18 protein-coding genes are annotated in these 16079 nt (G+C 40.2%); 3 read left to right on the top strand and 15 right to left on the bottom strand.

The window, feature by feature from the left end; all coding sequences use genetic code 11:
• Positions 1 to 11: 11 nt before the first annotated feature.
• Together ACORHV_RS04655 and ACORHV_RS04650 are read right to left on the bottom strand one after the other, a co-directional pair.
• Positions 12 to 431, bottom strand: coding sequence for an EVE domain-containing protein (locus ACORHV_RS04655; RefSeq protein WP_434399018.1), 420 nt, complete (start codon positions 429 to 431; stop codon positions 12 to 14).
• A complete protein-coding gene (locus tag ACORHV_RS04650; protein WP_434399016.1) occupies positions 424 to 885 on the bottom strand; it encodes a MarR family winged helix-turn-helix transcriptional regulator in 462 nt (153 codons plus the stop codon). Before ACORHV_RS04650 ends, ACORHV_RS04655 begins: the two co-directional genes overlap by 8 nt.
• Before the next feature lie 146 nt (positions 886 to 1031).
• Between ACORHV_RS04650 and ACORHV_RS04645 the strand changes: the two genes are divergently transcribed.
• The 3 genes from ACORHV_RS04645 (at position 1032) to ACORHV_RS04635 (ending at position 3653) form a co-directional block, all read left to right on the top strand.
• The gene (locus tag ACORHV_RS04645) at positions 1032 to 1841 is read left to right on the top strand and encodes a Cof-type HAD-IIB family hydrolase (protein ID WP_434399014.1); all 810 of its coding nucleotides are present in this window, start codon (positions 1032 to 1034) and stop codon (positions 1839 to 1841) included.
• Between the two features lie 140 nt (positions 1842 to 1981).
• A complete protein-coding gene (locus tag ACORHV_RS04640) occupies positions 1982 to 2890 on the top strand; it encodes an ATP-binding cassette domain-containing protein (RefSeq protein WP_049479618.1) in 909 nt (302 codons plus the stop codon).
• 10 nt (positions 2891 to 2900) lie between these two features.
• A complete protein-coding gene (locus ACORHV_RS04635) occupies positions 2901 to 3653 on the top strand; it encodes an ABC transporter permease (protein WP_434399011.1) in 753 nt (250 codons plus the stop codon).
• Between the two features lie 37 nt (positions 3654 to 3690).
• Here ACORHV_RS04635 and ACORHV_RS04630 read toward each other — a convergent pair whose 3' ends face one another.
• The 13 genes from ACORHV_RS04630 to ACORHV_RS04570 all read right to left on the bottom strand — a co-directional run bounded on the left by ACORHV_RS04630 (position 3691) and on the right by ACORHV_RS04570 (position 15940).
• Positions 3691 to 4569, bottom strand: coding sequence for a sensor histidine kinase (locus tag ACORHV_RS04630; protein WP_434399009.1), 879 nt, complete (start codon positions 4567 to 4569; stop codon positions 3691 to 3693).
• Complete coding sequence (locus tag ACORHV_RS04625; RefSeq protein WP_434399007.1) at positions 4566 to 5267, bottom strand: response regulator transcription factor; 702 nt, start codon at positions 5265 to 5267, stop codon at positions 4566 to 4568. The genes ACORHV_RS04630 and ACORHV_RS04625 overlap by 4 nt, the downstream gene beginning before the upstream one ends.
• Positions 5268 to 5373: 106 nt before the next feature.
• The gene (locus tag ACORHV_RS04620; protein ID WP_000759202.1) at positions 5374 to 6111 is read right to left on the bottom strand and encodes a TraX family protein; all 738 of its coding nucleotides are present in this window, start codon (positions 6109 to 6111) and stop codon (positions 5374 to 5376) included.
• A gap of 144 nt (positions 6112 to 6255) precedes the next feature.
• On the bottom strand, positions 6256 to 7131 hold the full coding sequence (gene aguB, locus ACORHV_RS04615; RefSeq protein WP_084854250.1) for an N-carbamoylputrescine amidase: 876 nt from the start codon (positions 7129 to 7131) through the stop codon (positions 6256 to 6258).
• A 9-nt stretch (positions 7132 to 7140) separates the two neighbouring features.
• Positions 7141 to 8226, bottom strand: coding sequence for an agmatine deiminase (gene aguA / locus ACORHV_RS04610; protein ID WP_434399004.1), 1086 nt, complete (start codon positions 8224 to 8226; stop codon positions 7141 to 7143).
• Positions 8223 to 9350: a carboxynorspermidine decarboxylase gene (gene nspC / locus ACORHV_RS04605; RefSeq protein WP_000764343.1), complete on the bottom strand. Its 1128-nt coding sequence runs from the start codon at positions 9348 to 9350 to the stop codon at positions 8223 to 8225. Before nspC ends, aguA begins: the two co-directional genes overlap by 4 nt.
• Positions 9350 to 10609 carry a saccharopine dehydrogenase family protein gene (locus tag ACORHV_RS04600; protein WP_000088790.1) on the bottom strand — a complete coding sequence of 420 codons (1260 nt, stop codon included), beginning with the start codon at positions 10607 to 10609 and terminating at the stop codon, positions 9350 to 9352. Before ACORHV_RS04600 ends, nspC begins: the two co-directional genes overlap by 1 nt.
• Positions 10606 to 11466 (bottom strand): polyamine aminopropyltransferase, encoded by an 861-nt coding sequence (gene speE, locus ACORHV_RS04595; RefSeq protein ID WP_000366710.1) that lies wholly within the window; start codon positions 11464 to 11466, stop codon positions 10606 to 10608. The genes ACORHV_RS04600 and speE overlap by 4 nt, the downstream gene beginning before the upstream one ends.
• Complete coding sequence (locus tag ACORHV_RS04590) at positions 11467 to 12927, bottom strand: aminotransferase class I/II-fold pyridoxal phosphate-dependent enzyme (RefSeq protein ID WP_000732147.1); 1461 nt, start codon at positions 12925 to 12927, stop codon at positions 11467 to 11469.
• Between the two features lie 621 nt (positions 12928 to 13548).
• The gene (locus ACORHV_RS04585; protein WP_000515978.1) at positions 13549 to 14103 is read right to left on the bottom strand and encodes a hypothetical protein; all 555 of its coding nucleotides are present in this window, start codon (positions 14101 to 14103) and stop codon (positions 13549 to 13551) included.
• Positions 14104 to 14281: 178 nt separating this feature from the next.
• The gene (locus ACORHV_RS04580) at positions 14282 to 14788 is read right to left on the bottom strand and encodes a YfbM family protein (protein ID WP_434399000.1); all 507 of its coding nucleotides are present in this window, start codon (positions 14786 to 14788) and stop codon (positions 14282 to 14284) included.
• 72 nt (positions 14789 to 14860) lie between these two features.
• The gene (locus ACORHV_RS04575; RefSeq protein WP_000451082.1) at positions 14861 to 15043 is read right to left on the bottom strand and encodes a hypothetical protein; all 183 of its coding nucleotides are present in this window, start codon (positions 15041 to 15043) and stop codon (positions 14861 to 14863) included.
• Positions 15044 to 15064: 21 nt separating this feature from the next.
• Positions 15065 to 15940: a DUF4300 family protein gene (locus ACORHV_RS04570; protein ID WP_000831844.1), complete on the bottom strand. Its 876-nt coding sequence runs from the start codon at positions 15938 to 15940 to the stop codon at positions 15065 to 15067.
• Positions 15941 to 16079 lie beyond the last annotated feature (139 nt).

Below are 16079 nucleotides of genomic sequence, written 5' to 3'. Positions count from 1 at the left end.
TAGCAAATCAATCATACTTCATCATCCATTTTCATATGCTGAAAGATATAGAGGAAAAAGTCTTTGGAAACTTCAAAATGTCCATAACGGAGTCGAGAAGTATAGTCTTTCCATTCAGGATGTTGTCTGGCTATTTCTATGAAGCAATCTTTGACTGGTTGATAATAGTCGACATTTCGTCTAAAGGGAAAGAATCCTTCAAACTGCTCTACTTGATAGGCTTTGTCATCTATAATTTTACCTACGGCCACAAAAGCCTGTAACTTATCTTGACCATTCATATCGTATTTTGGGCTATAGTATAAAAGATAGTCACCTTTTTTCATACGGTTTAAGGGGCCACCCTTTCCATGACAGACCTGGCAAAAATTCCCTTCTACTCCTCTTAAAACATGGTTCTTTGAAACAACTCCAACCCAATATCTAGGCATTTTTATCCTCCAACTCTATTAACATGCGATTAAAAACTTCTCTATTGTTAGATAGTTTTTCAAAAAATTCTTCATCAATCCCTTCTACTAAAGGTAAAGCTTGATTGACCTTCTCCGCGCCAGACTTCGTCACTGAAACCAGTTTTGCCCGACTATCCATTGGATGTTGATCGCGTCTAATGTAGTCTTTCTTCTCCAGTAGTCTAACAATCTGGGAAACCGTCATGACATCCATACCGGTGAATCGAGCGATATCAACTTGCGTTACATATTCCTCTCTATTGCTCAGAAACAAGAGCGAAGTCAAAACGATAAATTGAGGTAAAGTGAGTCCGACTGATTTCAAGACTCTTTTTAAGTTGCTTTCCCACTTGTTGTAGACTTTGATGAGCAGAAGACCTGTAGACTCTGTTTCATCATTTTTGTAAATTGAATTAAAGTGATACTTTGACATTTTTTCTCCTAAAATATTAAGTATACTTATTATATAAGATTTTATTTTATTTTTCAAGAAAAGGAAAGCCGAATTTTACAATTCTGTCAGACATTTTATAGTCTATATGCTATAATAAAAGCAAAACACCTAGAAAAGGAAGTCTTATGATTAAACTACTAGCCTTGGATATGGACGGAACCCTCCTCAATGAGGCCAAGGAAATCCCACAAGCCCACATCACTGCCATTCACCAAGCCATTGAAAAAGGTGTCAAACTGGTTCTCTGTACAGGTCGCCCGCTTTTCGGTGTTCTTCCTTACTACAAAAAACTGGGACTGGACCTCCAGAACGAGTACGTCATTGTCAATAATGGTTGTTCAACCCATCAGACCAGTGACTGGAGTCTAGTGGACTGGCAAGAACTCAGCCCAGCTGACATTGAATACCTTTATGACCTAGCAGAAAAAAGCGACGTCCAGTTAACTCTTTTTGATGAGAAACATTATTTTGTCCTCGGTGGCAAGCCAAATGAAATTGTTCAAAATGATGCCAAGTTAGTCTTTTCAGACCTAACTGAAATTTCCCTTGAGGAAGCCACTAGTGGCAAATATCGCATGTTCCAAGGAATGTTTTTAGGAACAAAAGAGCAAACAGACGATTTTGAGCAGCGATTTGCTGAGGAGCTCTGCCAACGATTTAGCGGCGTTCGTTCGCAGCCTGTCATTTACGAAGCCATGCCCCTTGGAACGACCAAGGCTACTGCTCTTTCTCGACTAGCAGCGATTTTGAAGATCGAGCCCTCAGAAATTATGGCCATGGGCGATGCCAATAACGATATCGAAATGCTCCAGTTTGCAGGGCTTGGTATTGCTATGGGAAATGCTAGTGATCATGTCAAATCTCTTGCCAATGATGTTACAGCCAGCAACGATGAAGACGGCGTCGCGCGTGCCATTGAGAAGTATATTTTATAATTGAGAAGCCCAGTTCATGTCAACTGGGTTTTGTTTTTTTAGAATCACAAAACTTTAGAAACTCTTTAGAATTACTTGATATTTCTTTGATTTCTATACCTTATACTAAAGTTAGTAAAACAAATCAAAAGGAGAAAATCATGAAAACAGTACTCGAAATTCATGGACTGACCAAACAATTTGGCCAACAAGCTATTCTTCAAGATCTTAGTCTAACCATAAAAGAGGGAGATATTTATGGACTAATCGGAAAAAACGGAGCTGGTAAAACTACTCTTATCAAAATCATTACACAATTATTGTTTGCGGACAAAGGTACAGTTTCCCTCTTTTCTAGCAAAGAACAAAATGAGTGGACCAAGGCTTTATCACGAGTGGGTTCTGTTATCGAATCACCTGTAGCCCATAATCACTTAACAGCTTATCAAAACCTTAAATATTATTGTATGATACGTCATATTCCAAATGCTGATAAGGTGATTCATGAAACCTTGGACTATGTTGGCTTGTCAGATACAGGGAAAAAAGTCTTTCGTGATTTCTCACTAGGAATGAAACAAAGACTTGGCATCGCCATTGCCCTCCTATCAAAACCCGACTTCCTGATTCTTGATGAACCTATTAACGGTCTCGACCCAATTGGAATCAAAGAATTTCGTCTCATGATCCAGCGGCTCAATCAAGAAAAAGGCATAACTATCCTCATCTCTAGCCATATCTTGTCAGAACTCTATCTCTTAGCTAATCGCTTTGGTATTCTGGATCAAGGTAAGATTATCCGTGAAATTAGTAAAGCTGAGTTTGAAACACTGAGTGAGGATTATATTGTGCTTAAAACAAGCGATAAAGAAAGAGCTTGTCAGGTATTGAAAGAACAAATCCAGCTCCAGTTTAAGGTTGTCAATCCTGAAAATGAAATCCATATCTTTGGTAATGAACAAGATGTCAAACAGATTCTTAAGCAACTAACTTTGGCAGATGTTGCTATTGATGAGATTTACTTTGCCCGTCAAAACCTAGAAGAATACTTCACCCAATTGGTAGAATAGGAGAAAAATCATGATACATACCATTCAAGCAGATTTTTACCGTCTTTTCCGCTCCAAAGGATTCTGGATTACAGAATTCATTCTCTTTGTTCTCTTGCTAATGGGTGCCACTATCGGGGCTACAGGACATTTAATGTCAGTAAATACAACACCACCAGAGACTCCAACCCATGGTTGGAATGGGATAGAAGCCCTAATCAACGCGTCTAATAACGGCTCAAATCTCGTTTTCCTCTGTATTATTCTAGTATGTTTAGTTCTTGGGGTTGACCTAATCGGCAAACTATATAAAAATAGTTTGACAGTTGGCGTTTCTCGTACAGAGTATTTCCTTGCTAAATCCTTTGTACTAGCAAGTATCGCTCTCTTACAACTCATCGCCAGCCTTGTGATTGCCTTTATTCCTGCTACTCTACTAAACGGAATTGGAACAATGCCTGATGGTTTTGCTACTAATCTCCTCTTAACCATTTTCCTTCAATTTCTTTGCCTCCTTGCTTGGCTTTCCATTGTTTCCTTCATTCTCTATGTTAGTCATTCTTATCTTGCGGTATTTATTGGTTATTTGGTCAGCTCTATCATCCTTTCTATGCCAATGCTTGTTTTCCCAGATATTGAAATTCTACGATATTTAATCCTGGAATTTGCCTATGCTATGACTAGTAATAGTCAAGCTATTCTCTATACCATCACGGTTTGCGTAACAGTCATACTTTTCTTCTCTTTCAGTGGACTGACTATTTTCAAGAAGAAAAGCTTATAAAAGGACCTCCTCTAGGATATAGAGGAGGTTTCTTCTGTTAAAGATAAATAAAGACTGAAAACCATTCTCCATCAGTGGCTAGCTTCATTTCCGCTCCAAGAAGATGAACTAATTCCTCAGTAATATAGAGACCTAAACCAGAGGATTCTTCAGTATCCGACATATTTTCAGAATAAAAACGATTGCTGAGATTGTCTATATTCTTGATAGATTTTTTGACTAGATTATCAATTTCCAAAGCAAGCCTATTGTCTTCCTTTTTCAAAGAAAGCCGAGCCTTCTCCTTACCGTGCTTGAGAACATTTCCAAGAAGGTTTTGTATAATTCGATCAAGCAAGTCCTCATCAGTCGTCGTTTTCAATCCTGGTTCAACATTAAAATCAAGAACAATCTGTGAAGATTGAAAAACGTCGTAATAAGCTAAAGTCTTTTTCGTTATAAAAGTTGATAAATCAAGTTCTTCCAGTTTCGGTTTGACTGCTCCTTCCATCAAATGACGGTATTCTAGGAGGGCCTCCAAACGTTTGGAAACCAGTTCCTGATGATGGGCTATTTTGCTTAAAGTTTCCTGACTATTATCGGGGTGTTTTATTAGTTGCTGAGTATATCCTGAAGCGATTGTCAAAGGTGTCCGAATATCATGAGCGATATTACTGATCGCCATATCTAGAGTGTGTTTTTCACGCTTCATGATTAGCTGGTTTTGCTCCACTTCTTGAAATAGATTCTCAATTTGGTTATGTAGACGCAAAATGGTCTTTGAAAAGAAATTTACCCCGATTCTCTTCATGCTACCAGAGCGAATCTTTTCTTCGATTTGTTTGCTTAAATCTCTAATTGCTATATGATAGCGAATCAAAGAAATCGCCAAAATAATGTTAGTAAGGAGTAATATTGATATCAAAATGTACATCATTGCTTGTCTCCTTTTAATCGAACACCAACTCCCCAAATGGTTTCGATGTACTCGTGATTTGGATCCAGTTGATGCAGTTTTTTACGGAGATTGCTTAGATGGGTGTTGAGCGTATTGTCTCCAGGCAGGTAACTTTCTTCCCAAATCAATTCATAGAGTTCTTCTTTGGTGAAGATCTTTTTAGGATGCTGGAGCAACATTTGGAGAATCTGACACTCTTTCTTTGCAAGGTGAATGGTTTCAGTTGCGTTACTTATTTCAAAACTATCCGCATCAAACTGGATATTTTTAAAGCTTTGTACGAGGTTATCAATTTCTCTTCGATCTTCTGACTGATGTTCACCACTTTGGCGTAATTGCACAGTGACTCTGGCAAAGACTTCGTCCAAATCAAAAGGTTTTACTACATAATCATTGGCACCGTCTAGTAGATATTGGCTGATGAGTTTTTTATCACCTAAAGCAGTAAGCATGATGACCGGAGTCTGACTAGTTTGTCGAATAGCTTGCAAGACTTGGTCGCCATTTTTCCCAGGGAGCATGATATCTAGCAAGACGAGATCGATGCCACCTTTGTCAAATTGCATGATACCTTCTGTCCCAGAGAATGCTTGAATCACCTCATGTTCCTCTGAAAGAAGGGGTCTTAAGATTTCCTGGATTTCATTATTATCTTCAACTACAAGTATGTTCGCCATAAACCTCGTCCTTTCTAAAACTATTATAACATGTTTTGTTGGGAATTCCAGATACAGAAAAGCTCCTCTAACATTTTAAGTTAGATGGAGCTAATGGGAATTGAATCTACTTAAGCAAATAAGCAATCAAAGTTATAATCCATAGATGAGCTGGGTAGAAAATATAAAAGAAATATTTACTCCAGACGGTTTCCTTACCTCGCTGTCCATTATACAAGACCATAAAAGGAAAAACGGTGATAAAGAGCCAGTCAGAATTGTAAAGCATCATTTCCAGTGTTTGGTACCAAGTGTCGTATATTTGGATGGAAGTCACTAACAAGAAGGCCCACAGAAAGGCATATAGGAGATTTCGCAAGCCCTTGCGATTTCGGCAAGAGTAACTAATCAAGAGAAATGGTAGCATGGTGATACCACCCTCAGTAAAAAGACAACCGAAAATCAAGAGACCTGCAACCCCAATCCGACGCCACAACTTCTCTTTTTTATCCAGCGCTTTGCTGGGAAAACCAAGCCAAAGCATGGTGACACCGATGGCCAAAGTAAAGAAAATATTATTATTGACCATTACTCCTTTGGTTGCAAATAGGGCATTGAGAAGGCTATTTCCAGCAAACATGATCAGCGCCCAAGACCAGAGACGGATGAGGTAGTTTTTCAAGTTTCGAGTATAGATAAAACCTTCCATAGCTATATAGGCAAACCAAACTCCCACACAACGGGTCAAGGCGTGAAAGATACCTTCCCACAAAGGAGAAACGATTCCGGTGATATGAGGGATATGGTCCAGAACCATTACTGCCGCCATCAGATACTTCAACTGCGTTGCATTCCATTTTTTCATAATAAACCTCTTTCTTTTTAATCTACATAGAGTATAGCATACATTTCCGCGTATAATCGTACACCTATCTTACATTTAAAAAGCCTATCTTACATTTTTGTAAGACAGGTGTGAATATCAAAAGTTTATTATGAAAGTTACCTTCTAGTTCGTAATTCGTTGGTACATTTCGGGTCTCCTATCACGAAACAGTCCCCAGTTGAGGCGTTCACTTGCTCCCTTATCCAGGTCATAAGTGGCTAACAGAACAGCTTCACCTTGTCTTTCAGCTTTCTCTAAAATAGCTCCTGTTTCATCCGTCATAAAGGAGGAACCGTAGAAGTCAAGACTGGAACTTTGTCCACCATTTTCCTCACTAGGAGTGACTTCTTCCAAACCGTAACGATTGGCTGCAATAACTGGGACAATATTTGCTGCTGCGTGCCCTTGCATGGTACGTTGCCAGTGACCACAACTATCCGTATCTAAGATAGGCTCTGAACCGATAGCGGTTGGGTAAAAGAGCAATTCTGCCCCATTCAACGCAAGACAGCGCGCTGTTTCAGGGAACCATTGATCCCAACAGATGCCAATCCCAATCTTAGCGTAGCGAGTATCCCAGACCTTGAAACCAGTGTTACCAGGCGTAAAATAAAACTTTTCTTGATAATAATGGTCATCTGGTATGTGGGTCTTTCGATAAACGCCCAGCATGTCTCCATCTGCATCAATAACGGCAATAGAGTTATACAAGACATTGCCATCTTTTTCGTAGAAACTAATCGGCAGAACAACCTGTAGTTCCTTAGCAATCACTTTAAAATGCTGGATGGCGGTATTTTCTGTCACTGACTGAGCATATTGGTAGTAGTCATACTGGCGTTCCTGACAGAAATAGGGGCGTTCAAACAACTCGGGTAAGAGGATGATTTGTGCGCCTTGTTCCGTAGCTTGACGTACTAGACGTTCCGCTGTTTGGATATTTGTTGCTACATCCTTAGCACATTGCATCTGGATTGCTGCAACTCTAACATTTCTCATCTTTTTCTCCTATTCTGGGATTTGTTGGGTGATACAGTGGATATTGCCACCACCTAATAGAATATCTCTGGCTGGAATTCCGACAACTTTACGGTCTGGGAAACACTTGCTGAGGATATCTAGGGCCACTTGGTCGTTTACATCCTCAAACTGGGGCACTAAGACAGACTTGTTGGCAATATAAAAATTGACATAGGAAGCTGCAAGACGTTCACCTGCATAACGCTCTTCTTCCCCTTCTTCATAGATGTAGCCTGGCAAATCCTCTTCGGTTACAACTTGATGAAGCGCTGGGATTGGCAATTTATGAATAGTGAATGGACGACCTTTTGCATCCGTTTCCTTCTCTAAAAGAGCTAAATCAGCTACAGACATAGCATACTGGGGATCGTTCTGGTCATCTGTCCAAGCCAAGACAAGTTCTGCAGGACCAACGAAAGCGGCAACATTGTCAACGTGTTCATTGGTTTCGTCCTGATAAATACCATAAGGCAGCCAGATAACTTTTTCAGCACCAAGATAGTTCAATAATCTTCTCTCGATTTCCTCTTTACTGAGATAAGGATTGCGACCAGCGCTTAGTAGGCAACTTTCAGTCACAAGAATGGTTCCTTGACCATCGCTATGGATTGCTCCGCCTTCCAGTACAAAAGGTTTGGCATCGTAAACAGGCATTTCCAATGCCTCAGCAAAACGACTGGCTACTTGGTCATCCTCTTCATAATCTTGATAAAGACCATCGACAGCGCCACCCCAGGCATTGAAAGACCAATCGACTGCCAATTTTGCTCTTTTTTCATTGACGAGAATGGTCGGCCCCGTATCACGCGCCCAGGCATCATTAGTAGGAATATCAAAATAAACAACCTTGTCTCCAAGATAGGATTGAGCTTCAGATAGATGGGCCTGCTCCACCAAAAGATAGACTCTTTCCCCTTCTGCTATGGTCTTGATAATCTGAGTAAATGCTCTTTTAGCAGCCTTTCCTTGGAAGGGCCATGAACCTGGTCGAGTTGGCCAGATCATGAGGGTGCCATGATGGGGTTCATACTCTGCTGGCATACGATAGCCTAATTTCTTTGGACTGTCCATCATGATAATCTCCCTTTAAAGTCTTGATAACCGAAGGCTTTGACTAAGCTGCAGTCTCCCTGCTCGTCCATGAGATAGAGACTTGGCAAGCCAATACCGTTAAAGGTATTATTTTTGACAAATGAGTATATTGCCATGTCTTCGAAATAAAGTCTATCACCGATTTGGACTGGATTTTCAAAGCTATAATCTCCAATCACGTCGCCCGTCAGACAGGTATTAGAAGAAAGTCTATAGGTATGGGCTTTTTCCTGCGGTTCAAATCCATTTCTCAAAGGTGGACGATAGGGCATTTCAAGTACATCTGGCATATGGCAGGTCGCGGAGGCATCTAAAACCAAAATATCCATACCGTTTTCGACAATGTCCAATACTTCAGTTGCTAGATAACCCGCATTGAGCGCAATAGCTTCACCCGGCTCGATATAGACTTCAAGATTGTAAGTTTCTCGAATTCTTTTAATCTCAGAAATCAGCAAATCCACATCGTAGTCTTCTCTGGTGATGTGGTGTCCACCACCCATATTGAGCCATTTAACTTGATACAAATAGGGTCCAAACTGCGCTTCTACTGCTTTCAAAGTTGTCTCTAAATCATCTGAACCTTGCTCACAAAGAGTATGAAAATGAAGTCCGTCCACTAAATCCAACAAATCACTCGGTATCTTGTCTAGGCTAACTCCAAACCGAGATCCCGGAGCACAAGGGTCATAGAGCGCGTGATTTCCTTGAGTTGAACACTGAGGGTTGAGGCGCAAACCGACACTGATACCAGCCTCTCGGCAACGAGCACCATGTTTACGCAACTGTCTCTCTGAGTTGAAGACGATATGGTCCGTTATTTCCAGCAATTCCTCCAAGTCTGCATCCTTGAAAGCTGGAGCAAAGACATGGACTTCCCCCGGAAACTCTTCTCTAGCCAGCTTAGCTTCATAAAGTCCACTAGCCGTCGTACCAGATAGATACTGGCTAATCAAGGGATATGTTTTATAGAGGGAATAAGCCTTTTGGGCAAGTAAAACTTTGCATCCAGCTTCTTCTTGTACATATTTTAGAATGCGACAGTTTGCTTCTAACTTGGCCAAGTCAATGACATAAGCTGGTGTGGGTACTTGTTCTAACTTCATTAGTCCACCATTTGCGGGTTTTCAACCACAACCCAAGGTAATCCATACTCATTCAAAGCTTCCATGAATGGATCTGGATCCAATTCTTCAAGGTTATAGACTCCAGCTTGTTTCCAAGTACCGTTCATAACCAATTTTGTCCCAATCATAGCTGGAACTCCAGTGGTGTAAGAAATTGCTTGTGAACCAACTTCGGCGTAACATTCCTGATGGTCGCAAACATTATAGATGTAGATGGTCTTTTCAACACCATCTTTTACACCTGTAAAGATACAACCGATATTGGTTTTACCAACTGTGCGTGGACCAAGGCTGGCTGGATCTGGAAGCAAGGCTTTCAAAAATTGGATTGGCACAATGTCTTGTCCATTAAAGTTAATAGCATCCGTACGAAGAAGCCCAACGTTTTCCAAGCATTTCATATGCGTTAGATAAGATTGACCAAAGGTCATAAAGAAACGAATGCGTTTGACACCAGGAATGTTCTTGGCCAATGATTCAATTTCTTCATGGTGAAGGAGATACATGTCTTTTTGTCCAACCTGAGGGAAATCATACTCACGCTTGATTGACATGGCTTCGACTTCGACCCATTTTCCATCTTCCCAGTAAGAACCTGGCGCAGAAACCTCGCGGAGATTGATTTCTGGGTTAAAGTTTGTTGCAAATGGATAACCGTGGTCACCACCATTACAGTCTAAAATGTCGATATAGTGGATTTCATCAAAATAGTGTTTGAGAGCATAGGCTGAAAAGACACTAGTCACACCTGGGTCAAAACCAGATCCAAGAAGAGCTGTTAAGCCTGCTTCTTTAAATTTCTCCTGATAAGCCCACTGCCACGAGTAGTCAAAGTAGGCTGTAAAACCAAGTTCCTTACAACGTTTCTCATAGATAGCACGCCATTCAGGGTCTTCCGTATCCTCAGCCTCATAGTTAGCTGTGTCGATATAGTGGACTCCAGTTGCTAAACAAGCGTCCATAATTGTTAAATCTTGGTATGGTAGAGCTACGTTCAAAACAGCTTCTGGTTTGTAGCTTTCAATCAAGGCAATGACTTCTTCTACCTTATCAGCATCAAGACCAGCTGTTTCAATCTTTGTACTTGTTTTACCTTCTAATTTAGCCTTCAAGTCATCGCATTTTGACTTGGTACGGCTAGCAATCATAATCTCTGTAAATGTTTCGCTATCTTGGCAAATCTTTGAAATAGCAACTTGGGCAACGCCCCCACATCCGATAACTAATAAACGACTCATTTTTTTCCTTCCTCTTCTTCTAAAATGTCTTCTACATACTTGGGCAACATAAAGGCTCCCACGTGTAAGTTTGCAGTATAGTATTCTGTGAAAAGCTGGCGTTTTTTCCAGCCTTCCTTGTCAAAATCTTTGATAGGGTGGTATTTTTTCGATGCAAATCCAAATAGCCAATAGCCAGCTGGACTGGTTGGGATATGGGCCTGATAGACTCGGCTGATTGGAAAGGCTTGATTAACCTTGCGGTGCATGCTTCGGCAAGCTGACTCATCTTCGTCAAAAAAAGGACTACCATGCTGGTAAATCATGATACCATCTTCTTTCAAAGCTCTGTAGCTGTTCCCGTAAAATTCCTTGGTAAAAAGCCCTTCCGTATGCCCAAATGGATCTGTCGCATCGTTGATAATGATATCGTAATCATCCTCACAGTTTCGTAAAAAACGAAGCCCATTTTGGTAGTAAATGGTAACACGAGGATCATCTAGCCCTGCAGCAAAGTCTGGGAAATACTCACGACAGACTTCAACCAACATCTCATCCGGTTCCACAATATCGATTTGTTCCAGTTCAGGATAGAGTGTTAATACTTGGGCAACACCCCCGTCACCACCCCCAATAACCAATACTTTCTTTGGATTTGGATGGACAGCCATGGGTACGTGGACGGTCATTTCATTGTAAACAAAATCATCTGCATCTGAAAACAAGACATGGCCATTTAAGATCAATATCTTTCCAAAAGCTGGTGTATCTAATACCTCAATATCCTGCCACTCACTTTTTCCAGCATAGAGTTGCTTGGCTGTTCTCAGGGACAGTTTCACATCTGGAGTATGAACTTCAGAAAACCATAAATCCATCTAGTTCTCCTTTCTCTCAATGATGTTGATGTGATTGACTTCTGGATCTTCCGTCCCTTGGAGGGAGCAACCACGTTCCTTGGCGAATTGTATATAATCCACAATCTCTCGTGTAATCCGTTCACCTGGTGCTAGGATTGGTATCCCTGGAGGATAGCACATGACAAATTCCCCACAGACTTGTCCAACAGAATCATCCAAGGTTAAACTTTTTCTTTCTGAATAGAAGGCTTCTTGTGGAGACAGCACCAACTCGGGCTGGATATATTCTCCAGCAATCAAGTCCTTCCCATCTCGAGAATAGAGTCTCTTAATATCAGCCAAAGCACCGACTAAGCGCTCGATGTCTTGGATGCGGTCGCCAATGGAAATATAAGCTAAGATATTGCCAATATCACCAAACTCGATCTGAATGTCATATTCATCCCGTAAGAGATCATAAACTTCAATCCCTGTTAAACCAATCCCCTGAGTGTAGACTGATAACTTAGTCACGTCAAAATCACAAACCGAGACACCGTCTATTAACTCTTTTGAGTAGGCGTAGTAGCCACCGATGGCATTGATTTCACGACGAGCATACTCAGATAACTCAATAACTTTCTCAAAGGACTCTTTACCACGAAGGGCTAGGTTTCTACGAGAAACATCGAGACTTGCCATCAGCAGGTAAGATGCTGATGTAGACTGGGTCAGGTTGATAATCTGACGAACGTATTCAGGATTCATCTGCTCCCCGATAAGTAAAATAGAGCTTTGGGTCAGACTCCCACCAGACTTATGCATAGAGACCGCCGCCATATCAGCACCTGCATCCATAGCAGAAATTGGAAGTTTATCTGTAAAATGCAAATGCGCACCATGAGCTTCATCCACTAAAACTAGCATGCCCACTTCGTGAGCCATCTCTGTTAATCCTCTCAGATCCGAACAAATCCCATAGTAAGTAGGATTGTTGATTAGGATAGCTTTAGCATCTGGATGCTCCTTAATTGCCTGGGCAACACGGTCATTTTCAAGTCCTAATGCGATGCCGATTTTGGGATCTACACTCATCTCGATATAGATGGGAATGGCACCACATAGAACCAACGCATTGATAGCAGATTTGTGGACATTTCGTGGAAGAATAATCTTATCTCCCGCCTTGCAGGTGGAAAGAATCATGGTTTGAACTGATGAGGTTGTACCTCCAATCATGAGAAAGGCATGGGCTGCACCAAAAGCATCCGCAGCTAATTCCTCCGCATCCCGAATAATCGAAATAGGATGGCCGAGATTATCCAAGGGTTTCATAGAATTGACATCAATGCCAACACATTTTTCTCCTAACAGTTCGACAAGTTCTGGATTTCCTCGTCCACGCTTGTGACCTGGCACATCAAAGGGAACAATCCTTTTCTTGCGTAGTTTGACCAAGGCCTCGTAAATTGGGGCTTGGTTTTGATCTAACTTCTTCAAGACATACTCCTTTACCGTATTTTTAGCACCTCAAGAAGATAAAGGCGACTAAAGGTTGACTTATGAAAAAAGAGCAGGTTTTCACCTGCTCTGCAATCTTCTGACGTGTGTATTTTGGTTTCTGTTGAGTATGTCTGTTCCTGATGTTTCCTAACTCTCTAGTAGCAAATATTACGTACTTTATTGATCGTTTCACAAGATGACGTGTGCTTTCACCACACTAAAATTTATGAATTAGGACAAATATCCTAACATCAACTTATAAAAGTAGGCTTTTAACCCTATCAATAATGTGGCTTTTCAACCACGCTTCGGCATTCAACCCTGCCTGTCCGTAGGCATTTTTTACTCGGGTTTATATTTGCTAGAAAACATCATCTCATTTTCTAAGCCTAATAACTATATCATGTTTATAAGAACTTGTAAAGGATTTTGTGAAACTTTTTTAAAGAATTCCGTTTTTTGTTCGTGAAATATTATTCATCAATAAAAAGAAATCGTTTTAAAACGTCAAAGATATAAGAAAAAAGAAACTACAACCATTAGATATTTTAATAATCTTAAAGTATGACTTGATATTGAAAATCAATTCTTTTCATCAGATTTTATACATATTTCCAGCTAGGAAGTATGAATCAACTGCTCCAATTCTACTTCTGAAAGCTGTCCTTGATTGTAAAGTTTTCTAAATAAGTCCTCATCTACGGTAATTGAATAGTAATCCGTCACAAACTCATGAAATTTCTCAAAACTGTCAAAGAAATAGGATAATAACCATTCGCCACCGTCCTGATCTTGATAGGTATTTTGATGTTCTTGACCGTCATACCAGATAAAGAAGGTTGTTTCATCTTTTTGCTCTTCTGAGTATAGGTTTTGATACTTTTCATCCAGTCCTCTATAAAATCCGTCTATGATGTCTTGATTCCACTCATCCGCAGCAAATTGACTCAAACTGCTTTCATGATCAAAGCCCTTTATAAGGATCATTTTATCAGTGAAAATCACATCTAGAGAATCACCAGAGCCATTGTCAATAAGGTAGCGGAGTCCATAGTTTTCCTCAGTCTTAATCACGAGTCTGAGCCAATCCTCACTTGGATCAATCAGATACTCATCAATGACCAGCAAGGTATCTAAGCGAGTCTTTATCTTGTCCCATTCAATTTTTCCCATCTCTTTAATCCTCCATCTTAAAGTTTAAAATCTATTATGGTTACAAATTCTATAACCAATTTCTATCTATCCCATCCGACTACACTGTGGAATATTTCCTTCACCAGACAAATCATCAGGTGTACGATTTTCTACATGTGCATTCATCACGCACCTGACTAACAGTTGGTAAAAGTACTTAACAAATAGTCACTAAGACATTTCCTTTGAGAGTTAAGATGTTCTTATAAAAGTTTTTCATTTTCACAAAGCAGGTTCGAATATCATCCTTGATTTCTTCCTCTTCATCAAGATAATCCCAAATATCGGGATACAAATCTTCCTTCTTGCATGCTTCCATGCTAAAATCAGCTAGAGCCCTATCCATGTCAAAATTCTCTAAAGCTTGAACAATCTCAGCTATCTTTGAGTGTTCAGTATAGGCTATATATTCTGACACATTTTCTAAAGGGGTCACTCCCAAGACAGCTTCTCTCAAGGGGTCGTCATCCATAAATTCTGAACTACTAAAACCTGTCATAACAAAGAGTAAGGCATCCCACATTTTGTCAATATCTATCAACGTATCATTTCCCTCAGGATAATCCTCTACCAAGTCAAGCAAATCCTCTTCTTGACAAGAATACCGCTTTATTTGGCTTAATTCATTATCAGATAGATATTGATAATTAGCAATTATTCCCATAATGTTTCCTCCAATTAGTTAGTCCCCTTTCTTGAAAAAGGCAAGATATCTACTGTTTTTGGACTCTCCTCCTTATTTCTCATTCTCATCTTCCGTCACTTCCCAGACTTCTGACTGATAACCCTCACCTTCTATATCATAGCGCTGCATATAGCCTAAAAATCTTTCTTTTTGATTTGCCTTACGAGGCTTGAGAATGTTTACAGCCCAGAATCCGATAAGAATGACAACTAAAAGTGCTACTACTGTCTCCATACTACTTCTCCCTTGCCTAGCTTAATATCCTTCAACCCACTTTTCATTATCCATAATGAAAGGTTTGGCCAGTCCATCACCTGTATAATCCGCATACTTTGTAGCTAAATACTTGTAACAATCTTCCTTGCTCTCAAACTTAATTGCTTGATAAGGCTCTTCAAAAGTCAGTTTCTCTACAAATAAGAAACCCTCCTCAGCTGGCACTAAAACACCTACGTGCCCAACAAAAAGATACTCTCCATCCAAATTATCATGCAACACAACAGACAACATTCGAGCTTTATCATTGAATTGAAACTGTGAGAAGAATTTCTCCATCTTCTGCGCATGAACTTTTACATCCATCGTTGCTTCCGTCGCTACCCTAGAAAATAGAATATCAAACTCTTCCTTATCTTTCGCATCAAATACTTTTCCCTTATCGATAGCATCGTTATCCACAAAAAGTAGCTGATCATTCTTTTCAAGCTTTGGAATTGTGACCGAATTTTTCAAGAGCGCATAGCTATTGATGCGGCAGTTGGTTCCGACAAAGTCACCCTTTTTTTGATTCCATAGATTACTAATTTTCTCTACATCGTATTCTGTCTTCGTAAAGGAGGCAAAATTTCCACTTAAGCCAGTGGAGCCGACAGTCGCATTATAGTCTGTGACAAGATTGAAAAATGCCTCAACACTATTTGGGTCCAAGTGAGCTGATAAGAGAGATTTGACCTCTTCGGTACTGACCTGATTGTTCAGATTGGTATATGAAGCCGTCCAAGGAACTTTATCCGAACTTGTCTGTGTCTGGTTTGCAGCTTCAGTGCTCGTATTATTTTGCTGACAAGCAGCCAATCCAAGAAATAAGGGCAAACACAGTCCCAAGGCTACTACTTTTCTCGTTCGTTTCATGAAATTTCCTTTCTAAAGCAAAAGTCTCTATTTTTCTTTAAACACTCTTCACTAATACCTCATCCGATAATCCGTGACTTAGCTTTATTATACTACATAAGTCAAAAAAAGACTGCACGAATCACCTATTCATAACAGT

The sequence above is a fragment of the Streptococcus sp. KHUD_016 genome (genome assembly GCF_051106465.1).
Lineage (GTDB): Bacteria > Bacillota > Bacilli > Lactobacillales > Streptococcaceae > Streptococcus.
The sequence above is the reverse complement of the archived record's forward strand: the minus strand, read 5'-3'. Positions and strand labels throughout refer to the sequence as shown.